Origin of the sequence: Pseudarthrobacter sp. efr-133-R2A-89 (assembly GCF_030209315.1) — a bacterium.
Lineage (GTDB): Bacteria > Actinomycetota > Actinomycetes > Actinomycetales > Micrococcaceae > Arthrobacter.
Genome location: NZ_JARVSE010000008.1, coordinates 38,043 through 62,392, shown reverse-complemented (window position 1 = coordinate 62,392; position 24,350 = coordinate 38,043). Strand labels below are relative to the sequence as shown.

General features: G+C 69.0%; 16 protein-coding genes. 14 read left to right on the top strand and 2 right to left on the bottom strand.

Annotated elements, in window-relative coordinates:
- The first annotated feature begins 9 nt into the window (after positions 1–9).
- From QRM95_RS14240 to QRM95_RS14175, 14 genes are all read left to right on the top strand, one after another.
- Positions 10–981 (top strand): AAA family ATPase, encoded by a 972-nt coding sequence (locus tag QRM95_RS14240; RefSeq protein ID WP_285248209.1) that lies wholly within the window; start codon positions 10–12, stop codon positions 979–981.
- A 74-nt stretch (positions 982–1,055) separates the two neighbouring features.
- Entirely contained in the window at positions 1,056–2,399 is a 1,344-nt protein-coding gene (locus QRM95_RS14235; RefSeq protein WP_285248208.1) for a DUF58 domain-containing protein, read from the top strand.
- Positions 2,396–4,930, top strand: coding sequence for a transglutaminase-like domain-containing protein (locus QRM95_RS14230; protein WP_285248207.1), 2,535 nt, complete (start codon positions 2,396–2,398; stop codon positions 4,928–4,930). The genes QRM95_RS14235 and QRM95_RS14230 overlap by 4 nt, the downstream gene beginning before the upstream one ends.
- Complete coding sequence (locus QRM95_RS14225) at positions 4,927–6,696, top strand: RDD family protein (RefSeq protein WP_350223885.1); 1,770 nt, start codon at positions 4,927–4,929, stop codon at positions 6,694–6,696. Before QRM95_RS14230 ends, QRM95_RS14225 begins: the two co-directional genes overlap by 4 nt.
- Positions 6,693–7,628: a PP2C family protein-serine/threonine phosphatase gene (locus tag QRM95_RS14220; RefSeq protein WP_285248205.1), complete on the top strand. Its 936-nt coding sequence runs from the start codon at positions 6,693–6,695 to the stop codon at positions 7,626–7,628. Before QRM95_RS14225 ends, QRM95_RS14220 begins: the two co-directional genes overlap by 4 nt.
- On the top strand, positions 7,615–9,675 hold the full coding sequence (locus QRM95_RS14215; protein ID WP_285248204.1) for an FHA domain-containing protein: 2,061 nt from the start codon (positions 7,615–7,617) through the stop codon (positions 9,673–9,675). Before QRM95_RS14220 ends, QRM95_RS14215 begins: the two co-directional genes overlap by 14 nt.
- Positions 9,672–11,426, top strand: coding sequence for a serine/threonine-protein kinase (locus QRM95_RS14210; RefSeq protein ID WP_285248203.1), 1,755 nt, complete (start codon positions 9,672–9,674; stop codon positions 11,424–11,426). The genes QRM95_RS14215 and QRM95_RS14210 overlap by 4 nt, the downstream gene beginning before the upstream one ends.
- 88 nt (positions 11,427–11,514) lie before the next feature.
- A complete protein-coding gene (locus QRM95_RS14205; protein ID WP_018763009.1) occupies positions 11,515–12,219 on the top strand; it encodes a hypothetical protein in 705 nt (234 codons plus the stop codon).
- On the top strand, positions 12,216–16,661 hold the full coding sequence (locus QRM95_RS14200) for a type VII secretion EssC family protein (RefSeq protein WP_285248202.1): 4,446 nt from the start codon (positions 12,216–12,218) through the stop codon (positions 16,659–16,661). Before QRM95_RS14205 ends, QRM95_RS14200 begins: the two co-directional genes overlap by 4 nt.
- A gap of 122 nt (positions 16,662–16,783) precedes the next feature.
- Positions 16,784–17,407, top strand: a complete 624-nt coding sequence (locus QRM95_RS14195; protein WP_285248201.1) for a hypothetical protein — start codon at positions 16,784–16,786, stop codon at positions 17,405–17,407.
- Positions 17,408–17,585: 178 nt separating this feature from the next.
- On the top strand, positions 17,586–19,841 hold the full coding sequence (gene ligA / locus QRM95_RS14190; protein WP_502934974.1) for an NAD-dependent DNA ligase LigA: 2,256 nt from the start codon (positions 17,586–17,588) through the stop codon (positions 19,839–19,841).
- Complete coding sequence (locus QRM95_RS14185) at positions 19,838–20,647, top strand: inositol monophosphatase family protein (RefSeq protein ID WP_285248199.1); 810 nt, start codon at positions 19,838–19,840, stop codon at positions 20,645–20,647. Before ligA ends, QRM95_RS14185 begins: the two co-directional genes overlap by 4 nt.
- A gap of 146 nt (positions 20,648–20,793) precedes the next feature.
- On the top strand, positions 20,794–21,297 hold the full coding sequence (locus QRM95_RS14180; protein WP_285248198.1) for a GNAT family N-acetyltransferase: 504 nt from the start codon (positions 20,794–20,796) through the stop codon (positions 21,295–21,297).
- A 47-nt stretch (positions 21,298–21,344) separates the two neighbouring features.
- Positions 21,345–21,725 carry a RidA family protein gene (locus QRM95_RS14175; protein WP_285248197.1) on the top strand — a complete coding sequence of 127 codons (381 nt, stop codon included), beginning with the start codon at positions 21,345–21,347 and terminating at the stop codon, positions 21,723–21,725.
- Positions 21,726–21,738: 13 nt separating this feature from the next.
- Here QRM95_RS14175 and QRM95_RS14170 read toward each other — a convergent pair whose 3' ends face one another.
- Both QRM95_RS14170 and QRM95_RS14165 read right to left on the bottom strand, forming a co-directional pair.
- Positions 21,739–22,401, bottom strand: a complete 663-nt coding sequence (locus QRM95_RS14170) for a response regulator (RefSeq protein ID WP_018763015.1) — start codon at positions 22,399–22,401, stop codon at positions 21,739–21,741.
- Positions 22,394–24,163, bottom strand: coding sequence for a sensor histidine kinase (locus QRM95_RS14165; protein ID WP_285248196.1), 1,770 nt, complete (start codon positions 24,161–24,163; stop codon positions 22,394–22,396). The genes QRM95_RS14170 and QRM95_RS14165 overlap by 8 nt, the downstream gene beginning before the upstream one ends.
- Positions 24,164–24,350 lie beyond the last annotated feature (187 nt).

Genomic DNA, 24,350 nt, shown 5'->3' with positions numbered 1-24,350 from the left:
GAACTTTTCATGACCATGACCATGGAGCAGGCCGAGTGGTTTGCCGGTACGTTCGAAAAGCTGGTTGCCAACGTGGGGCAGGCGGTGCTGGGCAAGGAACACGTCATCCGGCTGACCTTCACGGCGATGCTGGCGGAGGGCCACGTCCTGTTCGAGGACGCGCCCGGAACCGGCAAGACCTCACTGGCCCGGGCCCTCGCGGCCACCGTGCAGGGGTCCAACAACCGCATCCAGTTCACCCCTGACCTGCTTCCGTCCGACGTCACCGGCGTGACCATTTATGACCAGAAGACGCAGAAGTTCGAGTTCCACAAGGGGCCGGTCTTCAACAACATCGTGCTCGCTGACGAAATCAACCGCGCCTCGCCCAAGACCCAGTCGGCGCTCCTGGAAGTCATGGAAGAGTCCCGGGTCACTGTGGACGGCGTCACCTACTCCGCCGGCCGGCCGTTCATGGTCATGGCAACCCAGAACCCGATCGAACAGGCCGGTACCTACCGCCTGCCCGAAGCCCAGCTGGACCGGTTCCTGATCAAGACCTCCATCGGGTACCCGGACCACGCCTCCACGGTCCGTCTGCTGGGCGGCAACAACCTGAAGGACCGCTCCAAGGAACTGTCCGCCGTGATCACCACCCAGGCTGTGGCGGACATGGCAGACCTCGCCGCCACCGCGCACGTGGATACCGCGGTGCTGGAGTACATTTCGCGGCTGTGCGAGGAGACCCGCAGCGCTCCCGAGACCCGGCTGGGCGTGTCCGTTCGCGGTGCCTTGGCCATGGTCCGGGCCGCCAAGGTCTGGGCTGCCTCGCAGGGACGGAACTTCGTCCTGCCGGATGACATCAAGGAACTGGCGCCCGTGGTGTGGACGCACCGGTTCGTGATGGACCCGGAGGCCGAATTCTCCGGCGCCACCGCCGAGGCCGTCCTGGCCAGGATCCTGGCCGACGTCGCCGCCCCGCAGCAGCGCACCAACGCCTGACCGGTCCGGCGCGCAACCAACGGCTGCACGCCGGCCCCTTTTCCTTTCCACCGCAACAACGAAGGCACACCCACATGTCCGACGGCACGTCCAGCGGCACCCCGTTGACCCGGCTCGGGGAGCGGATCCAGCTCCTTTTCCACCGGAACGGCCGCCCCACCCGCCTGCACCCCGCTGCGGTGTGGTCTGAAGCCAGCAACACGGCCCTCCTTGCCCTGACCCCGGCCTGGCGGACCATCCGGACCACCTGGCTGAAGTACGTTTGGCCGGTGCTGTCCGTGGTCAGCATCCTGGGCTGGTCCGTGATCGCCGCTGCCGTCCTGCTGTGGACCACCGGCCAGGCGTTCGGTTGGCAGGAAGCCACGGCAGCCGCCATCGCCGCCTTCGCCATGTTCGTGATCGCGGTCGCCTTCATCCTGGGCCGGTCCTCCTACGGCGTGGTCCTGGACCTTGCCCGGACCCGCGTGGCGGTGGGGGACAGCGCCGTCGGAAGCATCGCCGTCTCCAATACCTCCGCCCGGCCGTTGCTGCCTGCGGCCCTGGAACTTCCGGTTGGCAGCACCACCGCCGTATTCCACCTGCCCCGGATGAAGCCGGGCCAGGTCCACGAGGACCTCTTCACCATTCCCACCGCACGGCGTGCCGTCATCGTGGTGGGACCGGTCCGCTCCGTCCGGGCCGACCCGCTGCACCTCCTGCGCCGGCAGGTCCTCTGGACCGAGCCGGAAGACCTGTTCGTGCATCCGCGGACCGTAGCCCTCGCCGGTTCGGCGGCGGGCTTCATCCGCGACCTTGAGGGCATGCCAACCACGGACCTGTCCAGCGCCGACGTTTCCTTCCACGCCCTGCGCGACTACGTGCCCGGGGACGACCGCAGGCACATCCACTGGAAGACCACCGCCCGGACCAACAAGCTGATGGTGCGCCAGTTCGAGGAAACCCGCCGCGCCCACCTGGCCATCTCGCTGTCCATCAACACGGAGGAATACGCCTCCGAGAACGAATTCGAGCTGGCCATCTCGGTGGCAGGGTCCATCGGCCGGCAGGCCATCCGAGAACAGCGCGAACTGGATGTCCTCACCCAGAAGGGGCCGCTGCGCTGTGAAACCGGCCGCAACCTGCTCGATGACATGACCCGGATCGTCGGCGCCCCAATGCGCCGCACCGCCGTCGACCTTGCCCGGACCCTGGCGGACACCGTCCCCAACGCGTCCGTGGTGTTCTTCGTGGTGGGAAGCAACGTGACCGCCACCCAACTCCGTTCCGCAGCCGCCTCCGTCCCGCCCGGAGTCCGCAGTCTGGCCGTCCGGGTGGAAGCCGGGGCAGCACCCACCCGGGCCAACATCGCAGACCTGACCGTCCTGACCCTCGGCGACCTGGCCGACCTTGCCATCGTGCTGAGAAAGGCTGCCGCATGAGCGCCGCACCGGGCCAGATCCCGCAAACCCGTTCACGCCGCAAGGCCGCAAGCCCGGAGTCCGCCTTTGCCCACGGCCGGCCGTGGCATTTCCTGCTCGACGCCGGCGCATTGGTTGTTCTCTTGGGGCTGGGCCTGCTCGGCTTCGGTTTGAGCTTCGGCGGCGATCCCTACTACCTGCTGTCCGGATTCGGCGGCATCATGCTTGGCCTGGGCATTGGCGCCGCCAACGCGCAGCTGCGCCTGGGCCTGCTGATCACCACGGCCCTGGCGCTGGCAGCGTACCTGGTCTTCGGGACCTGGCTTGCGGTGCCGGACTCGGCCATCGCCGGCTTTGTCCCCTCCTTGGATTCCCTGCGGACCCTGCTCTTGGGCGTCGTGTTCGCCTGGAAGGATATGCTCACCGTCGGGGTGCCGGTGGGAACTGCCGGCGGCGTTCTCATCGTGCCGTTCCTCAGCTCGCTTATCACCGCACTCGTGGCCGCGCTCCTGACGTGGCGCGCGCGGAGCCCCTACCTGCCCCTGCTGCCGGTCCTGGTCCTGTTCGTCGCCGGCATTGCCTTCAGCACCAACGCGGCGTTCCTGACCCTGGAGCGCGGCATTGGCCTGACAGTCCTCGGCATAGCCTGGGCCACGTTCCGCCGTGACATCCTGAGGCGGGACAGCACCCGACGGGTTGCCGTTAACACCCCGCAGGCTGACAGCGGCACGGCCCGGCGTGCCCAAATCCGGCGGCTGGGAATGGCAGCGGGCGTGATTGCCCTCAGCGTGGGCGTCACCGCCGTGGCCGCGCCCCTGGTCAACGCCGGCGAGGACCGGAAAGTCCTCCGGAACGTGGTGGTCCCGCCGTTCGACCCCAAGGACTACGTCACGCCGCTGGCGAGTTTCCGGACCTACGTCAAGGATAAGAAGGACGACACCCTGTTCGTGGTCAAGGGGCTGCCGCGGGACGGCCGGGTCCGGCTGGGTGCCTTGGACGCCTTCAACGGGACCAACTACAACATGGACCCCAACGGCTCCGGCAACTTCAGCAAGGTGGGCGATGCCAAGTCCATCAACACCCTTGCCGATTCGGCCGGGGGAGTGCCCACCAAGGATTACTCGATCAACATCAACATTGAGGACTACCAGGGCTTCTTCGTCCCCGGCGGCCGGAAGACCACCGGCATCAGTTTTGACCAGTCCGGTTCCGCTGCGGCCGCAGGCCTCTACTTCAACCCCGGGACGGACACCGCCGTCACCACCAACGGCCTCACCCGCGGTGATTCGTACAGCGTCCAGGTGTCGGAGCCCGTCAAGCTTGAGCACGGCCAGCTGACCCAGTACGACTTCGCGAAAGTCTCCCTCCCGGATCCGCTGGAAGTGCCGCCCGTGGTCGGCTCCCAGGCCAACGACCTCTCCGCGGACGCCCCCACGGCAATCGACCGGGTCCGCCAGATCGAGGCCCATTTCCAGAAGACGGGTGCCTTCAGCAACGGCCTGGTCAGCGAAGGACAGCTGCCCAGCGTTTCCGGCCACGGTTCGGCCCGGATCCGGAGCCTGCTCACCGCCAAGCAGATGCTGGGCGACGATGAGCAGTACGCCGTGGCCATGTCCCTGATGCTCCGGCACCTGGGCATCCCGTCCCGGGTAGTGATGGGCTTCTATCCTGAGCCCACCAGCCCGGAAAACGGTGCCGGCGAAGTGAAGATCACCGGAAAGGACGTCCACGCCTGGGTGGAGGTTGCGTTCGAGCGCGTCGGCTGGGTCAGCTTTGACCCCACCCCGCCCAAGGACAACATCCCCATTCCGCCGGACCCGGAAAGCAAGTCAAAGCCCAAGCCGCAGGTGCTGCAGCCGCCGCCCCCGCCGCAGGAGCCCGCGGACCTGCCACCGGACTCGTCGCCGGACGCACTGGACGCCGACCAGAAGAAGAACAATCCGTGGTTGTTCTGGGGCGCCCTGCTGGGTGCCCTGGGCGTCGTCGCCATCCCCGTGGTGATCCTGGCGCTGCCGTTGTTGCTGATCGCCCTGCTGAAGACACGACGCCGGAAACAGCGCTTCCGCGACGGCCATCCGGCCCAGCGCGTCGGCGGAGGATGGAGCGAAGTGGTGAGCCTCGCCACGGACATGGGTGCCGCCGTCGACGCCCGGTCGACACGCCGGGAAAGCGCCGCTGTGCTGGCCGAGGCGTTCCCTGCCAGCCAGGGAACCACAACACTCCTGGCCCGCCGGGCCGATGCCTCCATCTTCGGCGCCGGCCAGCCCACGGAAGAGGAAGTCAAGGAGTACTGGACCATCGTGGACGGCTCGCTCAAGGAGATGACTGCCACCGTGGGGTTCTGGCGCCGGCAACAGGCACGTTTCTCACCCCGTTCGCTGCTTAGCGACGCCCGAACCGCGATGAACTCGGGCGGTGGGCTGTCCCTTCGCCGCTTCCGGGCTGGGTTGCCTGCGCTGGCGGCCCTGTCCGCCGGCCGTCGCCGCCCTGAGACCACCCAGCAGGTAACCAACCAGCCGGGAACCAACGAGCAAGGACCAAGCCAGCAGTGACCTCCGACGTCGACCGTTGCCCGCGGTGCCAGCAAACGGTTCGCGCGGGAGCCACCTTTTGCGCGGCCTGCGGTGCGCCGCTGCCCAACCGGGCGGCGCGCCGCAACCGTGCCCAGGGCCCCGGCCCGCACGATGACCAGGCCGGCGCCCGGGACGGGCATGCCGCGCATGCGCCGGGGATTCCCGGTACTATCCCGGTAGTAGAAAGGCCCCCGGCAGCACAGCCGGCGGGCATCGCATATCCGGGTACCGCTCGTGCGGGCACCGATCCGGGCAGTGCCGGCGGTTCCACCAGGGTGGGGGCCGCTCCAGGGGGAGGAACGGGAATGGCAGTAAACCTCGAGCTTGTTCCGGCTGCGGCGGGCAAGCGGTTGGGCGCTGCCGTCATCGACTGGCTGCCCGGCGTGGCGGTGCTGGTGGTGACGTTCGCCATCGGCTTCGCCGGGATCACCCGTACCCGAAGCGGCGGCTTCATTGTCTATGACACCTCGTCCCTGGTGCTGTTCGGCGGCATCGGCCTCGGGCTGACCCTTGCCTACCTGTTTGTGGTGCTGGGCCTCGAAGCCCGTACCGGCAAGACTCCCGGCAACCTGCTGATGGGCATCCGCAGCGCGGACCAGGACGGCTACGCGCCCGGGGCCGGAGGTGTCTTCCTTCGGGGCGTTATCACTGGCGCGGGTGTCCTGCTGTCCCTGTTGGCTGCCGTCCTGGTGGTGGTGTTCAAGTGGTTTGACGCCGCCCTGTTCATCCTCGGCCCCCTGCTCCTGCTGGGTGCCGTGTGGGCGGTGCTGGTGGTGGTTTCCAGCCAGTGGGACAAAAACGGCGGCGTGCGGGCCTGGAACGACACCGCCGCCAAGACCCTCATGTTCGATGTCAAGGCGGGCCGCGACCCCATCACCACGGGGGGCATCCAAGGCCCCTACAGCTTCGCGCCGCTGGACCTTCCGCCCGTCCAGCAGGTACTGTCCCCGGTGGCCGGGGCCGCGACGGCCCACGCCACGGCAGCCCGGCAGTCAACGCCGCAGGCCGCCCCGCAGCCGCTGGCGGCCCAGCCGCCGGCCGCCCAGGCTCCGCTGCCGCAATTCGCGCCGCCGCAGGTGGCTGCTGCACCGCAGGCTGCTGCACCCCAGGCGGCGGCACACCAGGCTCCGGCACCGGCCGCCGCGACTCCATCGCCGACCATGCCCTACACCAGCCCTGCTTCCTTCGCACCGCCGTCCGTGCAGGACGCCCCGTATCCTGCCACCCCGTATCCCGCAACGACCCAGAACCCTCAGCCCGTCCCGCCGAACGCGGCCCAGCCGGCCGCCGGAAGCCACGGGTTCGCCCCGGGGGTCCAGGCGTCCACGGCAGGCCACCGGGTGCCCGGGCCGCACGTTGACGACGACGTCGAACGCACCCAGGTGCGTTCGGATGCCGGCGGGCCCGCCCCCGTGGCGGTCCTGCGGATCCGCCTGGACGACGGCCGCGACTTCCAGCTGGACCGCAGCGTCCTGGTGGGCCGCAACCCGGTAGGCCAGCCCGGGGAACAGCATGCCCAGCTGCTGACTGTGGACGATCCCGGACGCTCCATCTCGAAGACCCACATGCATCTGCTCACCGATGGTGCGGGGATCTGGGTTACGGACCGGCAGTCCACCAACGGCAGCGCCGTGACCACCCCTGACGGCCTCCGCACCCCCTTGGCGCCGGGCGTCCCAACGTTTGTTACCCCCGGCTCCAGCGTGCATTTTGGAGACCGCACCTTTTACCTAGGACAGGCATGAACCAGCACCCCGCCAGTGTTTCCTCCACCATCCAGCCGGGGCCGGGCCTTAGCCTCACCTACGGCTACGGGACGGACAGGGGACTCCGCAGGGAGCTGAACGAGGATTCCTACATTGCGGCGGATCCCGTCTTCGCGGTGGCGGACGGCATGGGCGGCCACGAGGCCGGCGAGATCGCCAGCGGCCTGTGCGTAAGGGCCCTGGCCGGGATTCCGCAGCTCGCCACCGGTGAGCGGAGCATTACGGCCGCGGTCCTGCAGCAGTACCTGGTGCGGGCGGACAACTCGATCCGTGAAGCCGCCGGGGCACGCGCCGGCACCACCCTCACGGGCGCGGTGGTGGTGGAACAGATGGGCATGCCCTACTGGCTGGTGCTGAACATCGGCGACTCCCGCACCTACCGGCTCAGCCAGGGCCGGTTCGAGCAGATCAGCGTGGACCACTCCGAGGTCCAGGAACTTGTTGACGCGGGCGAGATCACCGCCCAGGAAGCCACCGTGCATCCCCGCCGGCACGTGGTTACCCGGGCCCTGGGCACGGGGGACGAGACGGAGGCTGACTACTGGCTCCTCCCGGTCGAGGAAGGAGACCGGGTCCTGGTCTGCTCGGACGGGCTGACCGGTGAACTGGCGGACGAGGACATCCTTCGCATCCTCAGCACAGTGGCCCAACCGCAGGACGCCGTGGATGCGCTGATCCAGGCCGCCCTGCGCAGCGGCGGCAGGGACAACGTCACGGCCATCGTGGTGGACGCCAGGAACGTGGCGAGCGACGACGGCGCCGGCACCACCGCGCCACGCTACAGCCCTGCGGACCGGGACGAGGAGACGCTGCCGCGTCCGCTGGCCAACGGCGCGTCGACGCAGCCCTTGCCTGAGCAGCCGGAGGCCGGCAGGGACGTCGAGGGGGAGGCCGGCAATGACGGCCGCTAGCTACATTCCGGGCAGCTGGCTTGGTGTCGTCCGGTCCGGCACCGCCGTCCTCCTGGGTCCCGAGTCACCGGCCGAACTCGCCGGTGCCCTCTGGGAACTCCTGGCGGCCCGCCCGGAACCGCATGAGGTCCTCGCTGCCGTGAGCAGCAGCTCTGGCGGGTCACTGGCCCGCATACCCTCCTTCGGCATCCTGGACTTCAATGGCTCGCTGAGGGTCTTCCTGCGCGGTAACCTCGACCTTCGCGTGGAGCAGCCCGGCGGAGCCGTGGACCTGGACGGCCGTGACGTCACCACCTGGAATGAACGCCGGTTTGTCGTCCCCGGGATGTGCCGCCTGGACATCGCTGACGCCGGCGGTGGCCAGCCCGAGCTGCCGCTCGGCGAGGGGGTGGTGTTGCTGCAGGCGCTGACGTTCGGCGTCCCGTCCGGGCCCGCCGCCGTTGCAGCCCCAGCCGCCCAGGAAGGGGCCGCAGCCACGGAAAGCCCGGCTGCAGCCACGGAAGACGCGGTTGCAGGAGAAAGTCCTGGCGAGGCACAGGGCCCGGACGACGCCGGCAACCCGGTTGCGGTCGACAACCCGGTTGTCGTCGAAAACCCCGTTCCGGTCGAAACTCCCGTTGTCGTCGAGAGTGTGGTTGCGCTGGATTCCGCAGGGACGGCCGGGGACCCGGGTGCAGAAGCCAGCTCAACAGGTACCGACTTTGCCGGGCTGGACGAGCTCCCCGGTACCCTCGTTCCCGAGCACGGGGCATCCGCCGAGACGGTGCTGGGAGTGCTTGAGGAAGACCAGGAGGGGCTCCCCGAGGACACCGGAGACGCCCCGGAAACGGCGGGGGAAGCCGCCGACCCCGATGCCACGATTGCCCCGGGCGCCATCATCCCCACGGACCCGGCGGACGCGTCCGGCAGGGGGGACGACGTTGGGCCGGCGGAGGAGGCGCCGCCGGCCGGTGACGCCGGACTGTCTGACGCCGCTCCCGCGGTGGAAATGACCACCTCCTACGACCACCTGTGGGACCGCACCGTGATGCGGAATATCGAGGACGCGGCAGTCCGTGAGGACCCCGACGCCGACTCCGGCCTCGTGGCTGTCAGCCAGCAGCCCGCGCTGCCGGCGGCCGAACAGCCCGCCGCCGTGGGCGCGGGCGGCGACGCATCCACGGCCGGACAGCAGACCGGTTCCGACGCCGGGCCGGGCGCCGGGGCAGACGGTTCAGCAGGCAGCGACCCAGCCCTGGGCGCCAGGCAGGCCCCCAACCCCGCCCCGGATCCCGGGCCGGAAGCGCAGGCTCCCGCCCCGCCTGCCGCGGGCGGCCTCATCGATTCCGTACCGTGGCGCACGCGCGGAGAGGCGACCGCTCCGTCGTCGGCCCCATCCGGCCCACCCCTGGGTACACCGCCCGCCTTCACTCCACTGGCAGGCCCTGAAGCGTCAGCGAACCCTGGTCCCGCGCAGGCCTTCACCGCAAGCCAGGCCCCTGCCGCCGGCTTCGATCCCGACCATGACGGCGAGACGGTCATGAAGAGCAGCCTCCCCGGCATGGCTCCGCATCCGGCGGCTCCGGCCGCCGGCCAGGACCCCGCCAATGGACCAGTGGTGCTGGCCCGGGTCTGCGCGCACGGTCACGCCAACCCGCCTACCCGCGCCCTGTGCAGCGCCTGCGGGGGCAGCCTGCTGCCGGATGCCGTCCAGGTGGCCCGCCCCAGGCTGGGACGGGTGCGCCTGTCCACCGGCGACGTGCTGGACCTCGACCAGTCGATGGTCATCGGGCGGCAACCGTCGGTATCCCGCGTCCAGGGCGGTGTGATGCCGCGCCTGGTGCAGGTGGCGAGCCCGGGCGGTGACATTTCCCGGTCCCACGTCGAGGTCCGGCTCGAAGGCTGGCACGTCATGCTCTGCGACCTGAAAGCCACCAACGGCACCGTCCTGGTGCGTGAGGGCCAGCCGCCGCGCCGCCTGGCCCAGAACGAGATGGCCATCCTGCTCGACGGCGACATCGCGGAGCTGGGCGAGAACATCTCACTGCGTTTTGAGGAGATTCCTTGAGTTCCAAACGGCCAGTAGCGCCGCCGCCCCGGATCCAGGGGTTCACGTACATCAGCCTGCTCGGCTCGGGCGGGTTCTCCGACGTCTACCTGTACGAACAGGACAGGCCGCGCCGCAAGGTGGCGGTCAAGGTACTGCTCTCCGATTTGAAGACCGAGGGCGCCCGCCGGCGTTTCGAGTCCGAAGCCAACCTGATGGCCCAGCTGTCCTCGCACCCTTACATCGTCACCATTTTCGAAGCGGAAGTGACCGACGACGGACATTCCTACCTGGCCATGGAGTACTGCTCCCGGCCCAGCCTGGATGTGCGCTACCGGCGGCAGCGCTTCAGCGTGGACGAGGTCCTGGCCGTCGGCATCCAGGTGGCGTCCGCCGTCGAAACCGCGCACCGTGCCGGCATCGCCCACCGCGACATCAAGCCGGCCAACATCCTGGTGACGGACTACAACCGCCCGGCCCTGACCGACTTCGGAATCTCCGGAACGCTGGCAGGCGACACGGACGACGACTCGGGGATGTCCATCCCGTGGTCCCCGCCCGAGCAGTTCCGGGATGGAAGCGTTGACGGCGTCATGGTGGACGTATGGGCCCTCGGCGCCACCCTGTACACCCTGCTGGCCGGCCGCTCGCCCTTCGTCATGCCCGGGGCGGACAACTCCCAACGCGAACTGATCAACAGGATCAGCAACATGGCCCTGCCGCGGCTGGGCCGGGCGGACGTGCCGGAATCCCTGGAACTGGCCCTGTCCACGGCCATGGCCAAGTCCGCACAGTCCCGCTACAGTTCCGCGCACGCGTTCGCCCTGGCACTGCAGCGCATCCAGGCCGAACTGAACCTCTCCGTCACACCGTTCGAAGTGCTGGAAGAGCCGCAGCAGGAGGAAAGCCACCCGGACGACGGAACCGAGGAAACCCGGGTCCGCAGCATTGCCGCCATCGATCCCGAAAGGACCGGCAGCGCACCGACGTTCCCCGCGCGCACCCGGCCCAGCCAGGCCGGCGGCACGGACGCAACCAGTCCCAGGGGAGGTGCGGCCCCGCCGTCGCACTTCACTCCCGCCGCGCCAGGCCAATGGCAGGCCGCCCCGTCCGTACCCAACTTTCCTGCCGGGCCGGCCGCACCGGAGGCAGCCGACGGCGCCGGGGCGGGGGAGTGGGCACAGTCCACCGTGCTCCGGGGCAGCGCCGCGGCACCACACTATGGCGCACCCGTCACCGGCCCGGCAGGCAGCAGGGAAGATCCGGCGTCCGCCGCGGACGCTACGGTCCAGCGGGCGGTAAAAACCGCGGAGCCCCGGCAGGCGCCCGAGGCCGACCACGGCAAACGCAACCTCTGGCTCGCCCTCGCCGGCGGAACCCTGCTGGCACTTGCGGCGGTGGTGGGCGTCGTGGTGGCGAACTCGGCCACCGGCACCCCCAAGGCCGTGGAAACCCAACAGGTCAGCAAACCTCCCGCGGACGCCCTGGACAACGGCACCGTCCCCGACGTCGAAGGGCTCAAGGGTGCCATCGGGGCCGACGGGGAAGCCACCTTCACCTGGACCAACCCGCAGCCCAAGGACGGGGACACCTACAAGTGGAAGGTGTACACCATCGGCGGCAACAGCGCGGAATTCACGTCCGTCGCGAAACCGCCCGTGAAGATCCGGCCCAATCCCGGCGGACAGACCTGCATCCAGGTGATGATCGTGCGCACCGACGGCGCCTTTTCACCCATGGAGGAGGGCTCCATCGCCTGCGCCGGCCAATGAGCGGCCTGCACGCACCAGCGGGGCGGACGCTCCGCACCACCAGCACTGACGGTTACCGCAACACTTCTGCCTTGAGGAGGCACAGATCATGGGGGATCTAGCAATAGATTTCTGTGGCGAATGGTACGAGCCATCCGACGAGGACATCTTCAACATCGGCCGCGAAGGCGACCTCGAAGTGGACGACAACCCGTACCTGCACCGGCAGTTCCTGCAGGTTGCCCGGTACGACGGCATCTGGTGGCTCAGCAACGTCGGCAGCATGCTCTCCGCCACCGTGGCCGACGCTTCCGGTGGCATGCAGGCGTGGCTTTCCCCCGGCGCCCGGATCCCGCTGGTGTTCAGCCACACCAACATTATTTTTACGGCCGGCCCCACCACCTACGAGTTCGCCGTGCACCTAAAGACGCCGTCCTTCCGGCAGGAAGCCCGTGAGGACAGCAGCGGCGGCGACACGACGATCGGACCGGTGGTCTTCACGGATGCCCAGAAGGCCCTGATCGTGGCGCTCGCCGAGCCGGTCCTCCGGCGCGAAGGCACCGGCTTCAGCACCATTCCGTCCTCGGCCGCGGCCGCCAAGACGCTGGGTTGGGCGCTGACCCGCTTCAACCGGAAACTGGACAACGTCTGCGACAAGCTGGACCGGGTGGGCGTCGTCGGGCTGCGCGGAGGCGGCGGCAAACTGGCCACCAACCGCCGTGCCCGGCTGGTGGAGCACGCCGTCACCACCCACCTGGTAACACCCGATGACCTGTACCTGCTGGAGAAGATGAGGGGCGTGGACGAAGGATGAGGATCCGCCTGACACTCCGCCGCGAGCCGGCCGACGCCAAGGACCTCGCCGTCACGGTGGACGGCCTGGCCACCGTGGCCGACATCGCCACCGTGTTGTGGGCTGCTGATCCGGACCGCAAGGGAACGCCCCCTCCGGAGAACCTCTCGCTGCGCATCGACGAAGCGTTCGTCGGTGCCGGCATCAGCGGAAATGTCCTGGCCCGCCAGGACAACCTGCTCGAGTCGGGCCTGCGCCCCGGCTCGGTGGTATCGCTGGCCCAGGTCAGCGAACAATTCCATGAGCCCGGCGCCGGCCGCGGACCGGCTGCGGCCACCTTGCGTGTCCTGTCCGGGCCCGACGTCGGCCGCGAATTTTCGCTGCCTACCGGTACCAGCTACATCGGCCGGGACCGGGACGTCGACATCCGCCTCACGGACCCGCTCACCTCCAAGCGGCATGCCCGGATCACGGTGGCGGAGGGCATCGAGATCGTGGACACGAACTCCGCCAACGGCCTGCTGATGGATGGTCTTCCCGTCACGCGCGCAACCTTGAACTCCTCCGACACGGTGACACTGGGGGACACCACGATCACCGTGGTTCCGCTGGGCCACAACCATGCGGCAGCGCCGACGTCGCCCCTGGTGGACTTCAACAGATCCCCGCGGGTGGTGCCCCGCTTCGAGGTGCCCAAACGCGTGGTGCCCGCCGGCCCCAAACGCCCCGAAGACCACCCGTTTCCGTACATCATGCTGGTGGCCCCGCTGATGATGGGCGCCGTGATCTTCGCGGTCACGCAAAACGTGCTGTCCATGATTTTCATGCTGATGATGCCGTTGTTCATCGTGGGCCATTACGTGGACCAGAAGATGCGGACCAGGAAGCAGCAGAAGGAACAGCTCAAGCAGTTCCGGGCATCCATGGCGGCGTTCCGGCAGGACCTGACGGAACTGCAGCAGGTGGAACGTGCTGTCCGGCTGCAGGAAGCGCCGTCGGTCAGTGACACGGTGGACGCCATCTACAAGCTGGGCCCGCTGCTGTGGACCCACCGTCCGGAGCACTCCTCGTTCCTGGGCCTCCGGTTCGGGCTGGGCACGGCGCCGTCCCGCATCCCGCTGGAGGAACCCTCCAGCAATGACACCGAAGTCCAGTACAGCCGCGAAATCCAGGACTGCATCAAGCAGTTCAGCGAGATCGAAGGCGTTCCCGTGGTCTCCCAGCTGCGGACCTCCGGTGCCTTGGGCATCGCCGGTGCCCGCGGCCTGGTGGACGATGTGGCCCGCGGAATGGTGCTGCAACTGGTAGGCCTGCACTCACCGGCCGAGGTTGTCCTCACCGCCATTACGTCCGCCCAGTCGCGCGGGCGCTGGGATTGGCTGCAGTGGCTGCCGCATGTCGGTTCGGGCCACAGCCCGCTGGGCGGGGACCACCTTGCGGCCGGCTCTGCCGGCGGATCCTCCCTGCTGGCCCGGCTTGAGGACCTGGTGGATGCCCGCGAAGCCGCAGCCAAGCGGTCAGGCCCGGAACTGCGCCCGGGCGTCGACCCCGCCAAGCACGACCTCGAAGAACCTGTCCTGCCCGCCGTACTGGTGGTCGTGGAGGATGATGCGCCGGTCGACCGTGGCCGGCTGACCCGGCTGGCTGAGCGGGGACCCGATTCGGGCGTCCACGTCCTGTGGGTGGCCACGGACATCCAGGCGCTGCCGGCAGCATGCCGAGATTTCATGGTGGTGGACGGCGACCACGGCACCACCACCGGACAGGTGCGCCTGGGCCGGCACACCTACCCGGTCAGCTGCGAGAGCGTGGACGCGGAGCTGGCGGCCCAGCTCGCGCGGATGCTGGCTCCCGTGGTGGACGTGGGCAAGCCGGTCAACGACGATTCCGACCTGCCGCGGGCCGTTTCCTACGCCACCCTGATCGGCAAGGACTTCCTGGACAACCCGCAGGCTGTGGCCGAGCGCTGGACCGAAAACAACTCCGTGCACGCCACCGCCGTGGCGAACCGCAAGGACAACGGCACCCTCCGCGCCCTCGTGGGTTCCAAAGGCATCGAACCGCTCTACCTCGACCTGAAGAATGAGGGCCCGCACGCCTTGGTGGGCGGCACCACCGGTGCAGGAAAATCCGAGTTCCTCCAGTCCTGGGTCATGGGCATGGCCGCCGCCTACAGCCCAGACCGGGTGAGCTTCCTGTTCGTCGACTACAAGGGCGGCGCCGCGTTCGCGGACTGCATCAACCTGCCGCACACGGTGGGCCTGGTCACCGACCTTTCCCCGCACCTGGTGCGCCGGGCCCTGACGTCCCTGCGCGCCGAGCTGCACTACCGGGAACAGCTGCTGAACCGGAAGAAAGCCAAGGACCTGCTGGCACTGCAGCGGGAAGCCGACCCGGACGCACCGCCCTACCTGATCATCATCGTGGATGAGTTCGCCGCCCTGGCCAACGAGGTTCCCGAGTTCGTTGACGGCGTGGTGGACGTGGCGGCCCGTGGACGGTCCCTGGGCCTGCACCTCATCCTGGCCACCCAGCGGCCGGCCGGTGTTATCAAGGACAACCTCCGCGCCAACACCAACCTTCGCGTGGCCTTGCGCATGGCCGACGAGGAGGACGCCACGGACATCCTCGGCGTCCCGGACGCCGCCTATTTCGATCCCGCCATCCCCGGCCGCGGCGCAGCCAAAACCGGTCCGGGCAGGATCCAGGGGTTCCAGACCGGTTACGCCGGCGGCTGGACCACGGACAAGCCGCAGCGGCCGCAAATCGACATCGTGGAGATGGCCTTCGGCTCCGGTCCCAGCTGGGAGGCGCCCGCGCCCGAAAAGCCTGTGGCGCAGGAGCCCGCCGGCCCCAACGACATTGCACGGATGACGTCCACGATCGTGCACGCGGCGGATTCGCTGGACATCAGGCCGCCGCGCAAGCCGTGGCTGGATGAACTGGCAAAGACCTACGACTTCTCCAAACTGCCCAACCCCCGCACGGACGAACAGCTGCTGCTGGGCGTTGCCGACGATCCCGTGCACCAGGACCAGCCCACCGTGTTCTACGAACCGGACAGGGACGGCAACATGGCCATCTACGGCACGGGCGGCTCCGGCAAGTCGGCCGCGCTGCGGGGCATCGCGATTGCCGCCGCAGTGACTCCGCGCGGCGGACCGGTCCACGTCTACGGCATCGATTGCGGCTCCGCGGGATTGCGGATGCTCGAGGAGCTTCCGCACGTCGGCGAAATCATCAACGGCGACGACGTCGAACGCGTGGGGCGGCTGCTGCGGCTCCTGCGCGACATCGCCGAGCTGCGGTCAGCGCAGTTCGCCGAGGTACGGGCGTCCACCATCGTTGAATACCGGAAGCTCGCGAACCGGCCGGACGAGAAGCGGATCTTCGTGCTGGTTGACGGCATGTCGGCGTTCCGTGAGGCGTACGAGCACAGCAAGCTCTCCGGACTGTGGGACATCTTCCTCCAGCTGGCAACCGACGGCCGCACCCTGGGCATCCACCTGGTGGTGACGGGCGACCGGCCAAACGCCGTGCCGGCCTCCCTGCTGGCCTCGATCCAGCGCAGGCTGGTCCTGCGCCTCTCTTCCGAGGACGACTACATTTCCTTGGATGTGCCCAGGGACGTCCTCACCGCCACCTCGCCCCCGGGACGCGGGCTCCTCGACGGGCTCGAAGTCCAGCTGGCAGTCCTGGGCGGCAACTCGAACCTGGCCCTGCAGGCCCGCGAAGTCCACAAGCTCAGCGAAGCCATGCAGCGCCAGGGCCTGGATACCGCTCCGGGAATCGAACGGCTCCCGGACCAGGTGGACCTGGACGTCCTGCCCGCCGGCAGCCCTGACCTGCCCGTCATCGGCGTGGACGACGAATCGCTGCAGCCGGCCGAGGTCATGGCCCGCGGCCCGCTGCTCCTGGCGGGCCCGCCAGGTTCCGGGCGCACCGTTGCGCTGGTCACCCTGGCCTACGCGTTGCGCCGGTCCAACCCCGCCACCGAGCTGATCTACCTCGGCTCCCGCCGCTCCGCCGTCGCCTCCCTGCCCATCTGGAACCGTTCCGTGGTGGGTCCGGACGACCTCGCCGAGGTGGTGGAGGACCTGGTGGAGCACTCCACCGGCAATCCCAGTTCGGTGGCCATCTTCATCGAAGGCCTCACCGAGTTCACGGACACCATCGCGGAATCGGGCATTGCCCAGCTGGTCACGGCGTCCCTCAAGGCAGACCAGTGGGTGATCGGCGAGTCCGAGTCCTCCACCTGGTCCTCGGCCTGGCAGCTTGCCCAGCCCTTCAAATCCGGCCGGCGGGGACTGCTGCTCAACCCGGGGGACATCGAAGGCGACAGCCTGCTCAACACCTCCCTGGGCCGGGTCAGCCCGGACTTCATTCCCGGCCGGGGCTACGTGGTGGGACGCGGCAAGGCACGGAAGATCCAGGTGGCATTGCCACCTGAAAACCGGGACTGAGCCGCCCGGGGATGGGCGGGGCCGCCGCAGCCGTTGATTTGCGGCCCCGCAGGGCGCTGTAGAAGACTACCGGGGACACCAGAAAGCCGCGGTGGGGGGACTGCGCGCAGCGAAAGGTAGCAATGGCCCCGTCCGCACCGGTTCTCCGCACTGTTTCGACGACGGCAACAGCAGCTGTCATGGCCCTGGCCTTCGGCATCTTCCCGACCGGCCCGGCGGCCGCCGCCACCCCGCAGCCTTCACCCACCCAGGCGTCGGGGACCCAAACGACGCCGGACTGCGGGCTGCTCTGCCTGCCCGTCCTTGCCAGCAGCCCGGACACCGGCCAAAGCGGGCGGCCGCGCAGGTCCAGGGACCCGGTACCGCCGACCGCCCAGCCCGCGCCTCCCCCCGCCGAAGGAACGGTCCAGCCGCCACAGCCCGCCGGGCCACCGGCGGCCACCGCACCCCCGGCCGACGCTTCGGTGCCGCCCGCAGACGCGGAAGCAACAACCGACGGTGCGGCCTCGGCAGTCCCATCGGCTGACGCCGGGTACCGCCCGCCCACCGGTCCGTCCAGCGGGAAGGACTGGAACAGCCCGGTCACCCGGTCCGCGGCGCCAACCCAGCTGGCTGCCGTTTCCCCAGCCCGGGGCGAAGGCCCCGGGGGCCCGGCGCTCCTGCCCATCGCCTTGGGAACGGTGCTGTTGGCCATAGCGGCCGGCGCGTTCGCCTGGTGGAACCGCAACCGGCTCCGGTCGCACTGACGCCGCCTCCGCACCGCCCTGTCCCGCACCGCCCTGTCCCGCACCGCCCTGTCCCGTGCCGCGCCGCCCTGCCAAGGAAAACGTCGGAGGGGTAGGGCAAGATAGGTCTGTGAGTACAGGACCAGGACCCGCAGAACAGACCGCCGCCCGGACCGCGGCCCCGCACGAGCCCGAGGCCATCCCCACCGAAGCCCTCCGCGAGGAATACGAAAACCTCGCGGACCTGGTGCGGAAGTACCGGTTCGCCTACTACCAGGAGGATGCACCCCTGGTGTCGGACGCCGAGTTCGACACCCTCTTCCGCCGACTGGAAGAGATCGAGGCCCTGCATCCTGAACTGGTGGCCAATGACTCGCCAACCCAGGAAGTCGGCGGCGAGGTTTCCGCCGCGTTCGCCCCGGTTGAGCATCTGCAGCGGATGTACAGCCTGGAGGACGTCTTCTCGCTGGAGGAACTCGAAGCCTGGCTCAACCGGGCGGAGGCAAGCATCGGGAAGATCGGCAATGGCGGCACCAAAGCCGCGTGGCTGACCGAACTCAAGATCGATGGCCTCGCCGTCAACCTCCTGTACCGGGACGGAAAACTGGTGCGCGCGGCCACCCGCGGCGACGGTACCACCGGCGAGGACATCACCCACAACCTGCTCACCATCAAGGAAATCCCGCAGGAACTGCACGGCAGCGGCTTTCCCGCCGAGATGGAAATACGCGGCGAGGTCTTTATTCCCTCCAAGGCGTTCGCCGAATTCAACGACGCCCTGATCGAGGCCGGCAAGGCCCCGCTGGCGAACCCCCGCAACGCGGCGGCGGGTTCTTTGCGGCAGAAGGACCCTGCCGAAACCGCCAAGCGGCCCTTGAAAATGTTCGTGCACGGCATCGGCGCCCGTGAAGGGCTTGAAGCCCGCAGCCAGTCGGAAACCTACCAGCAGCTCAAAGAATGGGGGCTGCCCGTCAGCCCGTACTTCGAGGTGCTGGCGGCCCGCGAGGACGTCCTGGGTTTCATCCAGCGGTACGGGGACCAGCGCCACAAATTGCTCCACGAAATCGACGGCATCGTGATCAAGGTGGACGATTTCGCCACCCAGCGCGCCCTGGGCAACACCACCCGCGTTCCCCGTTGGGCGGTGGCCTACAAATACCCGCCCGAAGAAGTGCACACCAAGCTGCTGGACATCCAGGTCAACGTAGGCCGCACCGGCCGTGTAACCCCCTTCGGTGTCATGGAGCCGGTCAAGGTGGCAGGATCCACCGTGGAAATGGCCACCCTGCACAACCAGGACGTGGTGAAAGCCAAGGGCGTCAAGATCGGCGACATCGTCATCCTGCGGAAGGCAGGGGACGTCATCCCAGAGATCGTTGGCCCGGTCCTGGCCCTCCGCGACCAGCAGGATCCGCCGGTCCGGGACTTCGTGATGCCCGCCGACTGCCCCTCCTGCGGAACCCCGCTGGCCCCCGCCAAAGAGGGCGATGTGGACGTCCGCTGCCCCAACTCCAAGTCCTGCCCGTCCCAGCTCCGCGAGCGGGTATTCCACGTGGCCGGCAGGGGGGCGTTCGACATTGAGGCCCTGGGCTGGGAAGCGGCCATCGCCCTGACCCAGCCGGCTGAACCTGAAGTGCCTCCGCTGACGTCTGAAGCACGGCTGTTCGACCTCACGCCCGAGGACCTGGCCGAGGTACGGATCCGCCGGGAAAAGAAGTCCAAGGGCGTCCCCACCGGGGAGTTCGAGCTGGTGCCGTACTTCTACAGCAAGGGCACCGCGAAGTCGCCATCCAAGCCAACCGCCAACACCCAGAAACTGTTCAAGGAACTGGAAAAGGCCAAGACGCAGCCCCTGTGGCGGGTTTTGGTGGCGCTGTCCATCCGGCACGTGGGCCCGCGGGCGTCACGCGCCCTGGCGCAGGCCTTCGGCACCATGGACCGCATCCGGGCAGCCAGCGAGGAGGAGCTCGCCCACGTTGACGGCGTAGGACCTACCATCGCAGCCGCACTCAAAGAGTGGTTCGCCGAAGATTGGCACGTGGAGATCGTGGACCGTTGGGCGGCGGCAGGCGTCCGCATGGAGGACGAACGGGACGAGTCCACGCCGCGGACCCTTGAAGGCCTCACGGTGGTGGTGACCGGCTCGCTGCCCAACTTCAGCCGCGACGAAGCCAAGGAAGCCATCCTGCTGCGCGGCGGCAAGGCCGCGGGTTCCGTTTCCAAGAACACCAGCTACGTGGTGGCGGGAGAAAGTGCCGGGACCAAGCTGGACAAGGCCGAACAGCTGGGAATCCGGGTGCTGGATGAGGACGGCTTCAGGCAGCTGCTCGACGGCGGGCCGGCAGCCCTGGGCGACGCCGCACCCGGCGGGACTCCATCGGACGCCGACGCCGCGGACCAAGACAGTGCCGGCGACGCCGCACCCGATGACACCACCGTGGAGGAAAGCGCATGACGTCCGCTTCTGAACTGTTGGATGTGGCCCGGCAGGCCGCTGCAGCCGGTGCGCAGGTACTGTCCGGCCGGGACGGCAATGCCCTGGATCCCAGTAACAAAGGTGCGGCCGGGGACTGGGTCACTGCCTTCGACGTCGCCGCCGAGGACGCCGTGCGCGCCGTGATCGCCGCCGCCCGCCCCGGCGACTTTGTCACCGGGGAGGAACAAGGAACGACCCGCCCCGCTGAACCCACCGGGTACCGCTGGTCCATCGACCCGCTGGACGGAACCACCAACTTCATCCGCAACATCGTCTACTACGCCACCTCCGTGGCGGTGGCCGATGCCGACGGCGTCTGGCAGGCCGGCGTCGTCAACGCCCCAGCCTTGGGGCGGGTGTACTACGCCGCCCGCGGCCAAGGCGCGTGGCTGGAGGAGCGGGGAGCGCTCACCCGGCTGGAAGGGCCGGTTTCGGGCCGCACCGGGCAGATCCTGGCCACCGGGTTCAGCTACGAGCCTGCCGTCCGCTCCGAGCAGGCGGCAGCGTTCGCCACGCTGATGGACGGCTTCGCCGACGTGCGGCGGCTCGGCTCCGCTGCCCTGGACCTGTGCATGGTGGCGGACGGAACCCACGACGCCTACGGCGAACGCGGCCTGAACGAGCATGATTTCTCGGCCGGTGCCCTGATCGCCGAGGAAGCAGGCTGCTGGGTGCGCCGGCCGCGGCTGACCAGTCCGCTCGACGGCGGTCCCTCCGACGACGAACGCCTGGACGCCTGGACCTGCGCGGCCGGGTTGGAACTGTCAGGGAAGTTTCCGCTCTAGGTGTACCGAGCCGGGCGTGCCGCCCCCGGCTGCCCCCCCGGCCGGCCGGCCTCGGCGCGGCGGTAACTGGTCCCGGTACTGATAGTTCGATCACGGAAAGCCCGATTTGGGCCCGCGGCGGCCCCACCCGCCACTACCATTGACGGGTGCAGCCGCAGCCAACCATCCGTCCCGCCGTCGAAGCCGACTTCAGCGACGTCGCCCGCATCACCGCCGACTCCTACCTCGCCGCAGGGTATTTCGACGACGCCGCCCACCCGTACATGATCAAGGTCATGGACGTTGCGGCGCGCGCGGAGCAGGCCACCATCTGGGTGGCTGAACGGGAGGGGGCGGTCATTGGCTCGGTCACCCTGGCACTCGCCGGTGAACCGTACGCTGACATTGCCCTGCCGGACGAACTGGAATTCCGGATGCTGGTGGTGGACCCTGCCGTCCAGCGCAGCGGCGCCGGACGCGCCATGGTGGAAGCCATCATCAGCCACGCCCGAACCCTGCCGGGTATCCGTGCGGTGGCACTGACCACGGGGAAAGACTGGGAAAGCGCGCATGGCCTGTACCGCAGGACCGGCTTCCACCGGGTGCCCGAACGGGACTGGTTCGTTCCCGGAACCGACACAAAACTGCTGGTTTACCGGCGCGACCTGTAGCGGCCCTACAGTGGTGGCGACCCATTCCAGCTTTGAAAGGCCCACCCATGCGTAAAACCTTCGGCACCGGCTCCGTCTGGGAACAGACGCTCGGCTATTCCCGCGCCGTCCAGGTGGACAACACCCTCTACATCTCCGCCACCGCGGCCAGCGGCGACGACGGGATCGTGGGAGACGACTTCTACACGCAGACCCAGTACATCCTGCAGAAACTCGGCAAGGTCCTGGCCGACGCCGGCTTCGCCTACGAAGATGTGGTGCAGTCCAAGCTGTACCTGACCGACATCAGCAAATGGGAAGAGGCCGGCCGGGCGCACGGCGAAGTATTCGGCGAGATCCGCCCCACCCTCTCCCTGGTCCATGTGCTGCCGTTCCTGGACCCGAACATGCTCGTCGAGATCGAACTGGTCGCCCAGAAAGCTGCCTGACGCTCTCCCAGCCCTACCTTGCCGGCAGGCCGTAGCGGTGTTCCGGCCTGCCCGTGGTGCCGTAGCGCAGCTGGATGTCCACCGCGCCGTCGTCGGCCAGCGACGACAGGTAGCGCTGCGCCGTGGCGCGGGAGACGCCTACCCGGGCGGCCACCTCGGCGGCGGAATACTGTTCGCCCGGAGCCAGTGATTCCAGCACCGCGGCTTCGGTTGCCGAGCGGGGTTTCGACGACGACGTGACATCCCCCGGGATCAGCGACCGTTTGGCGCGCTCCACGGCCTCCTGGTCCAGGGCCCCGGCCTGGCCCAGGAGGCGCCGGTACCTGGCATAGGAACGAAGCTGCTGGGACAGCGACTCAGCGGTGAAGGGCTTGAGCAGGTACCCCAACGCGCCCCGGCGGAATGCCACCCGGACGGAGGCGGCATCGGAGGCGGCGCTGAGGATGATCGTGTCCACATCCAGCTGTTGCAGCAGGTCGAGGCCGGACGCATCGGGGAGGTAGACATCCAGCAGCACCAGGTCCGGGCGCAGGCTGTGGATCGCCTGCAGTGCCAGCGAGGCCGTGCCAACGGGGGCCAGGGCCAGGAACCCGGCCACCGAGTCCACGTAGGCTGCGTGGAGCTTGGCCACATGGAAGTCGTCGTCCACGATCAGGACCCGAAAATCATCAGCCATTGTTGTCCTTTCCGGCTGCCCCGGGGGTCTTCGCGGCAGGGTTTCCCGCCGTCGTGTGCGGGAGGACCGCCATGAAGACGGCGCCCGGGCCGCCGGCGGTGCCACGATCCAATACTTTGACGTCGCCGCCGCGGCGGCGTGCCAGCTGCCGGGCCAGGGCCAGGCCGAAGCCCTGCCCGCCACCGGCGCGGACCGGGCCCGCGGCGGTGGTGAATCCTTCGGCGAAGACGCCTTCCGGATCGGTTCCGTCCGCCAGCCCGTCGCCCGAGTCCGCCACCACGATGTGCAGCGTCCCGCCGTCGTCGCCCGGCTCATCCAGGACCTCAAGCTCAACCCAGCGGTCCGTTGAGGATCCCGCCACGGCGGCGTTGACGGCGTTGTCGATCAGGTTCCCCAGCACAGTGGTCACATCCTGGGCCTCCGTGACCTGGCCGCGGACCAGGGTTTCGGGCCCGATGCGGAGGGCGACGCCGCGTTCGTCCGCTTCCACGCCCTTGGCCCCCACAAACGCCTGCAGGTAGGGGTCCTGGAGCAGTTCGGCCTGGTCCACGGGGAACTTCAGCGGACCGGTGGCGGCCAGCCCGGCCAGGTAGTCACGCGCCTCCTGGTGCTGCCCGATGCCCAGGAAACCGGCCAGGGTGTGCAGTTGGTTGGCGAACTCGTGCCGCTGGGCGCGCAGTGCCGTGGACATGGTGCCCACGGCGTCCAGCTGCCGGGTGAGCTCCTGCAGCTCGGTGCGGTCGCGGAGCATGATCACCCAGCCCAGGTCCTCCCGGCGGTGCAGCGCCTTGCGGGCGTTCACCACCAGGACCCGGCCGGCCGCCACCAGTTCCAGGGCATCCGGCCCCGCGGCATTCCCTTCCGGCCCGGCGGCAGCCAACCGCGGAGCGGCAGCAACGGGGGCGGGGCTGGTGAGGGACTTCAGCTGCGCAGGAACGGGGGCGTCCTCCCACCGCGTCCCGGACAGGTCGGGCAAATCGAGCAGGCGCTGCGCCGCGGCGTTGAACACGCTGACCCGGCCGTCGGCACGGACGCCGATGACGCCGTCGTCCACGCCCTGCAGCACCGCCACCTGGTCGTGGACCAGGGTGCTGATCTCTTCCGGTTCCAGGCCCAGGGTGAGCCGCTGGAGGCGGCGGCGCAGCAGGAAGGATCCGAGGACCCCGGCCAGCAGGGCGCCGGCGGCGGTCAGGGCCACCGGGCCGATGTCGCGGCTCACGCTCTGGGCCACGGTCTCCATGGAGTAGCCCACGCTCACCTCACCCACCACCGTCGCGGTGCCGGGGGCGTACACCGGAACCTTTGCTCCGGCGGAAGGGCCCAGGGTTCCTGTGTTCCGGGTGGTGATTTCCTGCCCGGACAGCGCCTCGGACGGGTCCGTGCTCACCTTCTCGCCGAGCCGCTGCGGATCCGGGTGGGCCAGCCGGATCCCGGTTTCGTCGGTGATCACCACGAACAGCGCCCCGGTCCTGGTTCGTGCGGCCTCTGCGGAGGCCTGCAGCGGACCCGCGAGGAGCGCGGCCGGCGGGGGAGTGCCTGGCTGTTCGCTGATGGCCAGAACGTCTGCCCTGACTTCCGGATCGGATGCCACCGTCCGGGCAAGCGTCAGGGCCTGGTTCTCCGCGTCGCTGCCCACCCGGTCGTACGTCAGCCAGGCATGCACCGTGGCGCTCAGGAGGACCACCAGGAGAACGACGGCCACCTGCAGCAGGAGTGTCTGGGTGGAAAAGCGCAGCGGCTTTCGGGGCGCGGGGCGCTGCATTCATCCTCCTTGACGGGCGTGGCGTGACGGGTATGGCTCAACCGTATCGGCTGCCAGCAGGCGCCGAATCAGCGTGAGCACAATGAGCAAAATGCTCCCAATAAGCAGTATGCCAATCAATTGCGCCAAAGGCACCGCCGTGACGGACGCCACCCTACAGTCTGTAGCACGCGTCACACCGCTGTGC

Bases quoted from the DNA above. Each gene is read 5' to 3' on its own strand.
- QRM95_RS14240 (WP_285248209.1), top strand. From the start codon at position 10: ATGACCATGACCATGGAGCAGGCCGAGTGGTTTGCCGGTACGTTCGAA.
- QRM95_RS14235 (WP_285248208.1), top strand. From the start codon at position 1,056: ATGTCCGACGGCACGTCCAGCGGCACCCCGTTGACCCGGCTCGGGGAG.
- QRM95_RS14230 (WP_285248207.1), top strand. From the start codon at position 2,396: ATGAGCGCCGCACCGGGCCAGATCCCGCAAACCCGTTCACGCCGCAAG.
- QRM95_RS14220 (WP_285248205.1), top strand. From the start codon at position 6,693: ATGAACCAGCACCCCGCCAGTGTTTCCTCCACCATCCAGCCGGGGCCG.
- QRM95_RS14215 (WP_285248204.1), top strand. From the start codon at position 7,615: ATGACGGCCGCTAGCTACATTCCGGGCAGCTGGCTTGGTGTCGTCCGG.
- QRM95_RS14205 (WP_018763009.1), top strand. From the start codon at position 11,515: ATGGGGGATCTAGCAATAGATTTCTGTGGCGAATGGTACGAGCCATCC.
- QRM95_RS14200 (WP_285248202.1), top strand. From the start codon at position 12,216: ATGAGGATCCGCCTGACACTCCGCCGCGAGCCGGCCGACGCCAAGGAC.
- QRM95_RS14195 (WP_285248201.1), top strand. From the start codon at position 16,784: ATGGCCCCGTCCGCACCGGTTCTCCGCACTGTTTCGACGACGGCAACA.
- QRM95_RS14185 (WP_285248199.1), top strand. From the start codon at position 19,838: ATGACGTCCGCTTCTGAACTGTTGGATGTGGCCCGGCAGGCCGCTGCA.
- QRM95_RS14175 (WP_285248197.1), top strand. From the start codon at position 21,345: ATGCGTAAAACCTTCGGCACCGGCTCCGTCTGGGAACAGACGCTCGGC.
- QRM95_RS14170 (WP_018763015.1), bottom strand. From the start codon at position 22,401: ATGGCTGATGATTTTCGGGTCCTGATCGTGGACGACGACTTCCATGTG.
- QRM95_RS14165 (WP_285248196.1), bottom strand. From the start codon at position 24,163: ATGCAGCGCCCCGCGCCCCGAAAGCCGCTGCGCTTTTCCACCCAGACA.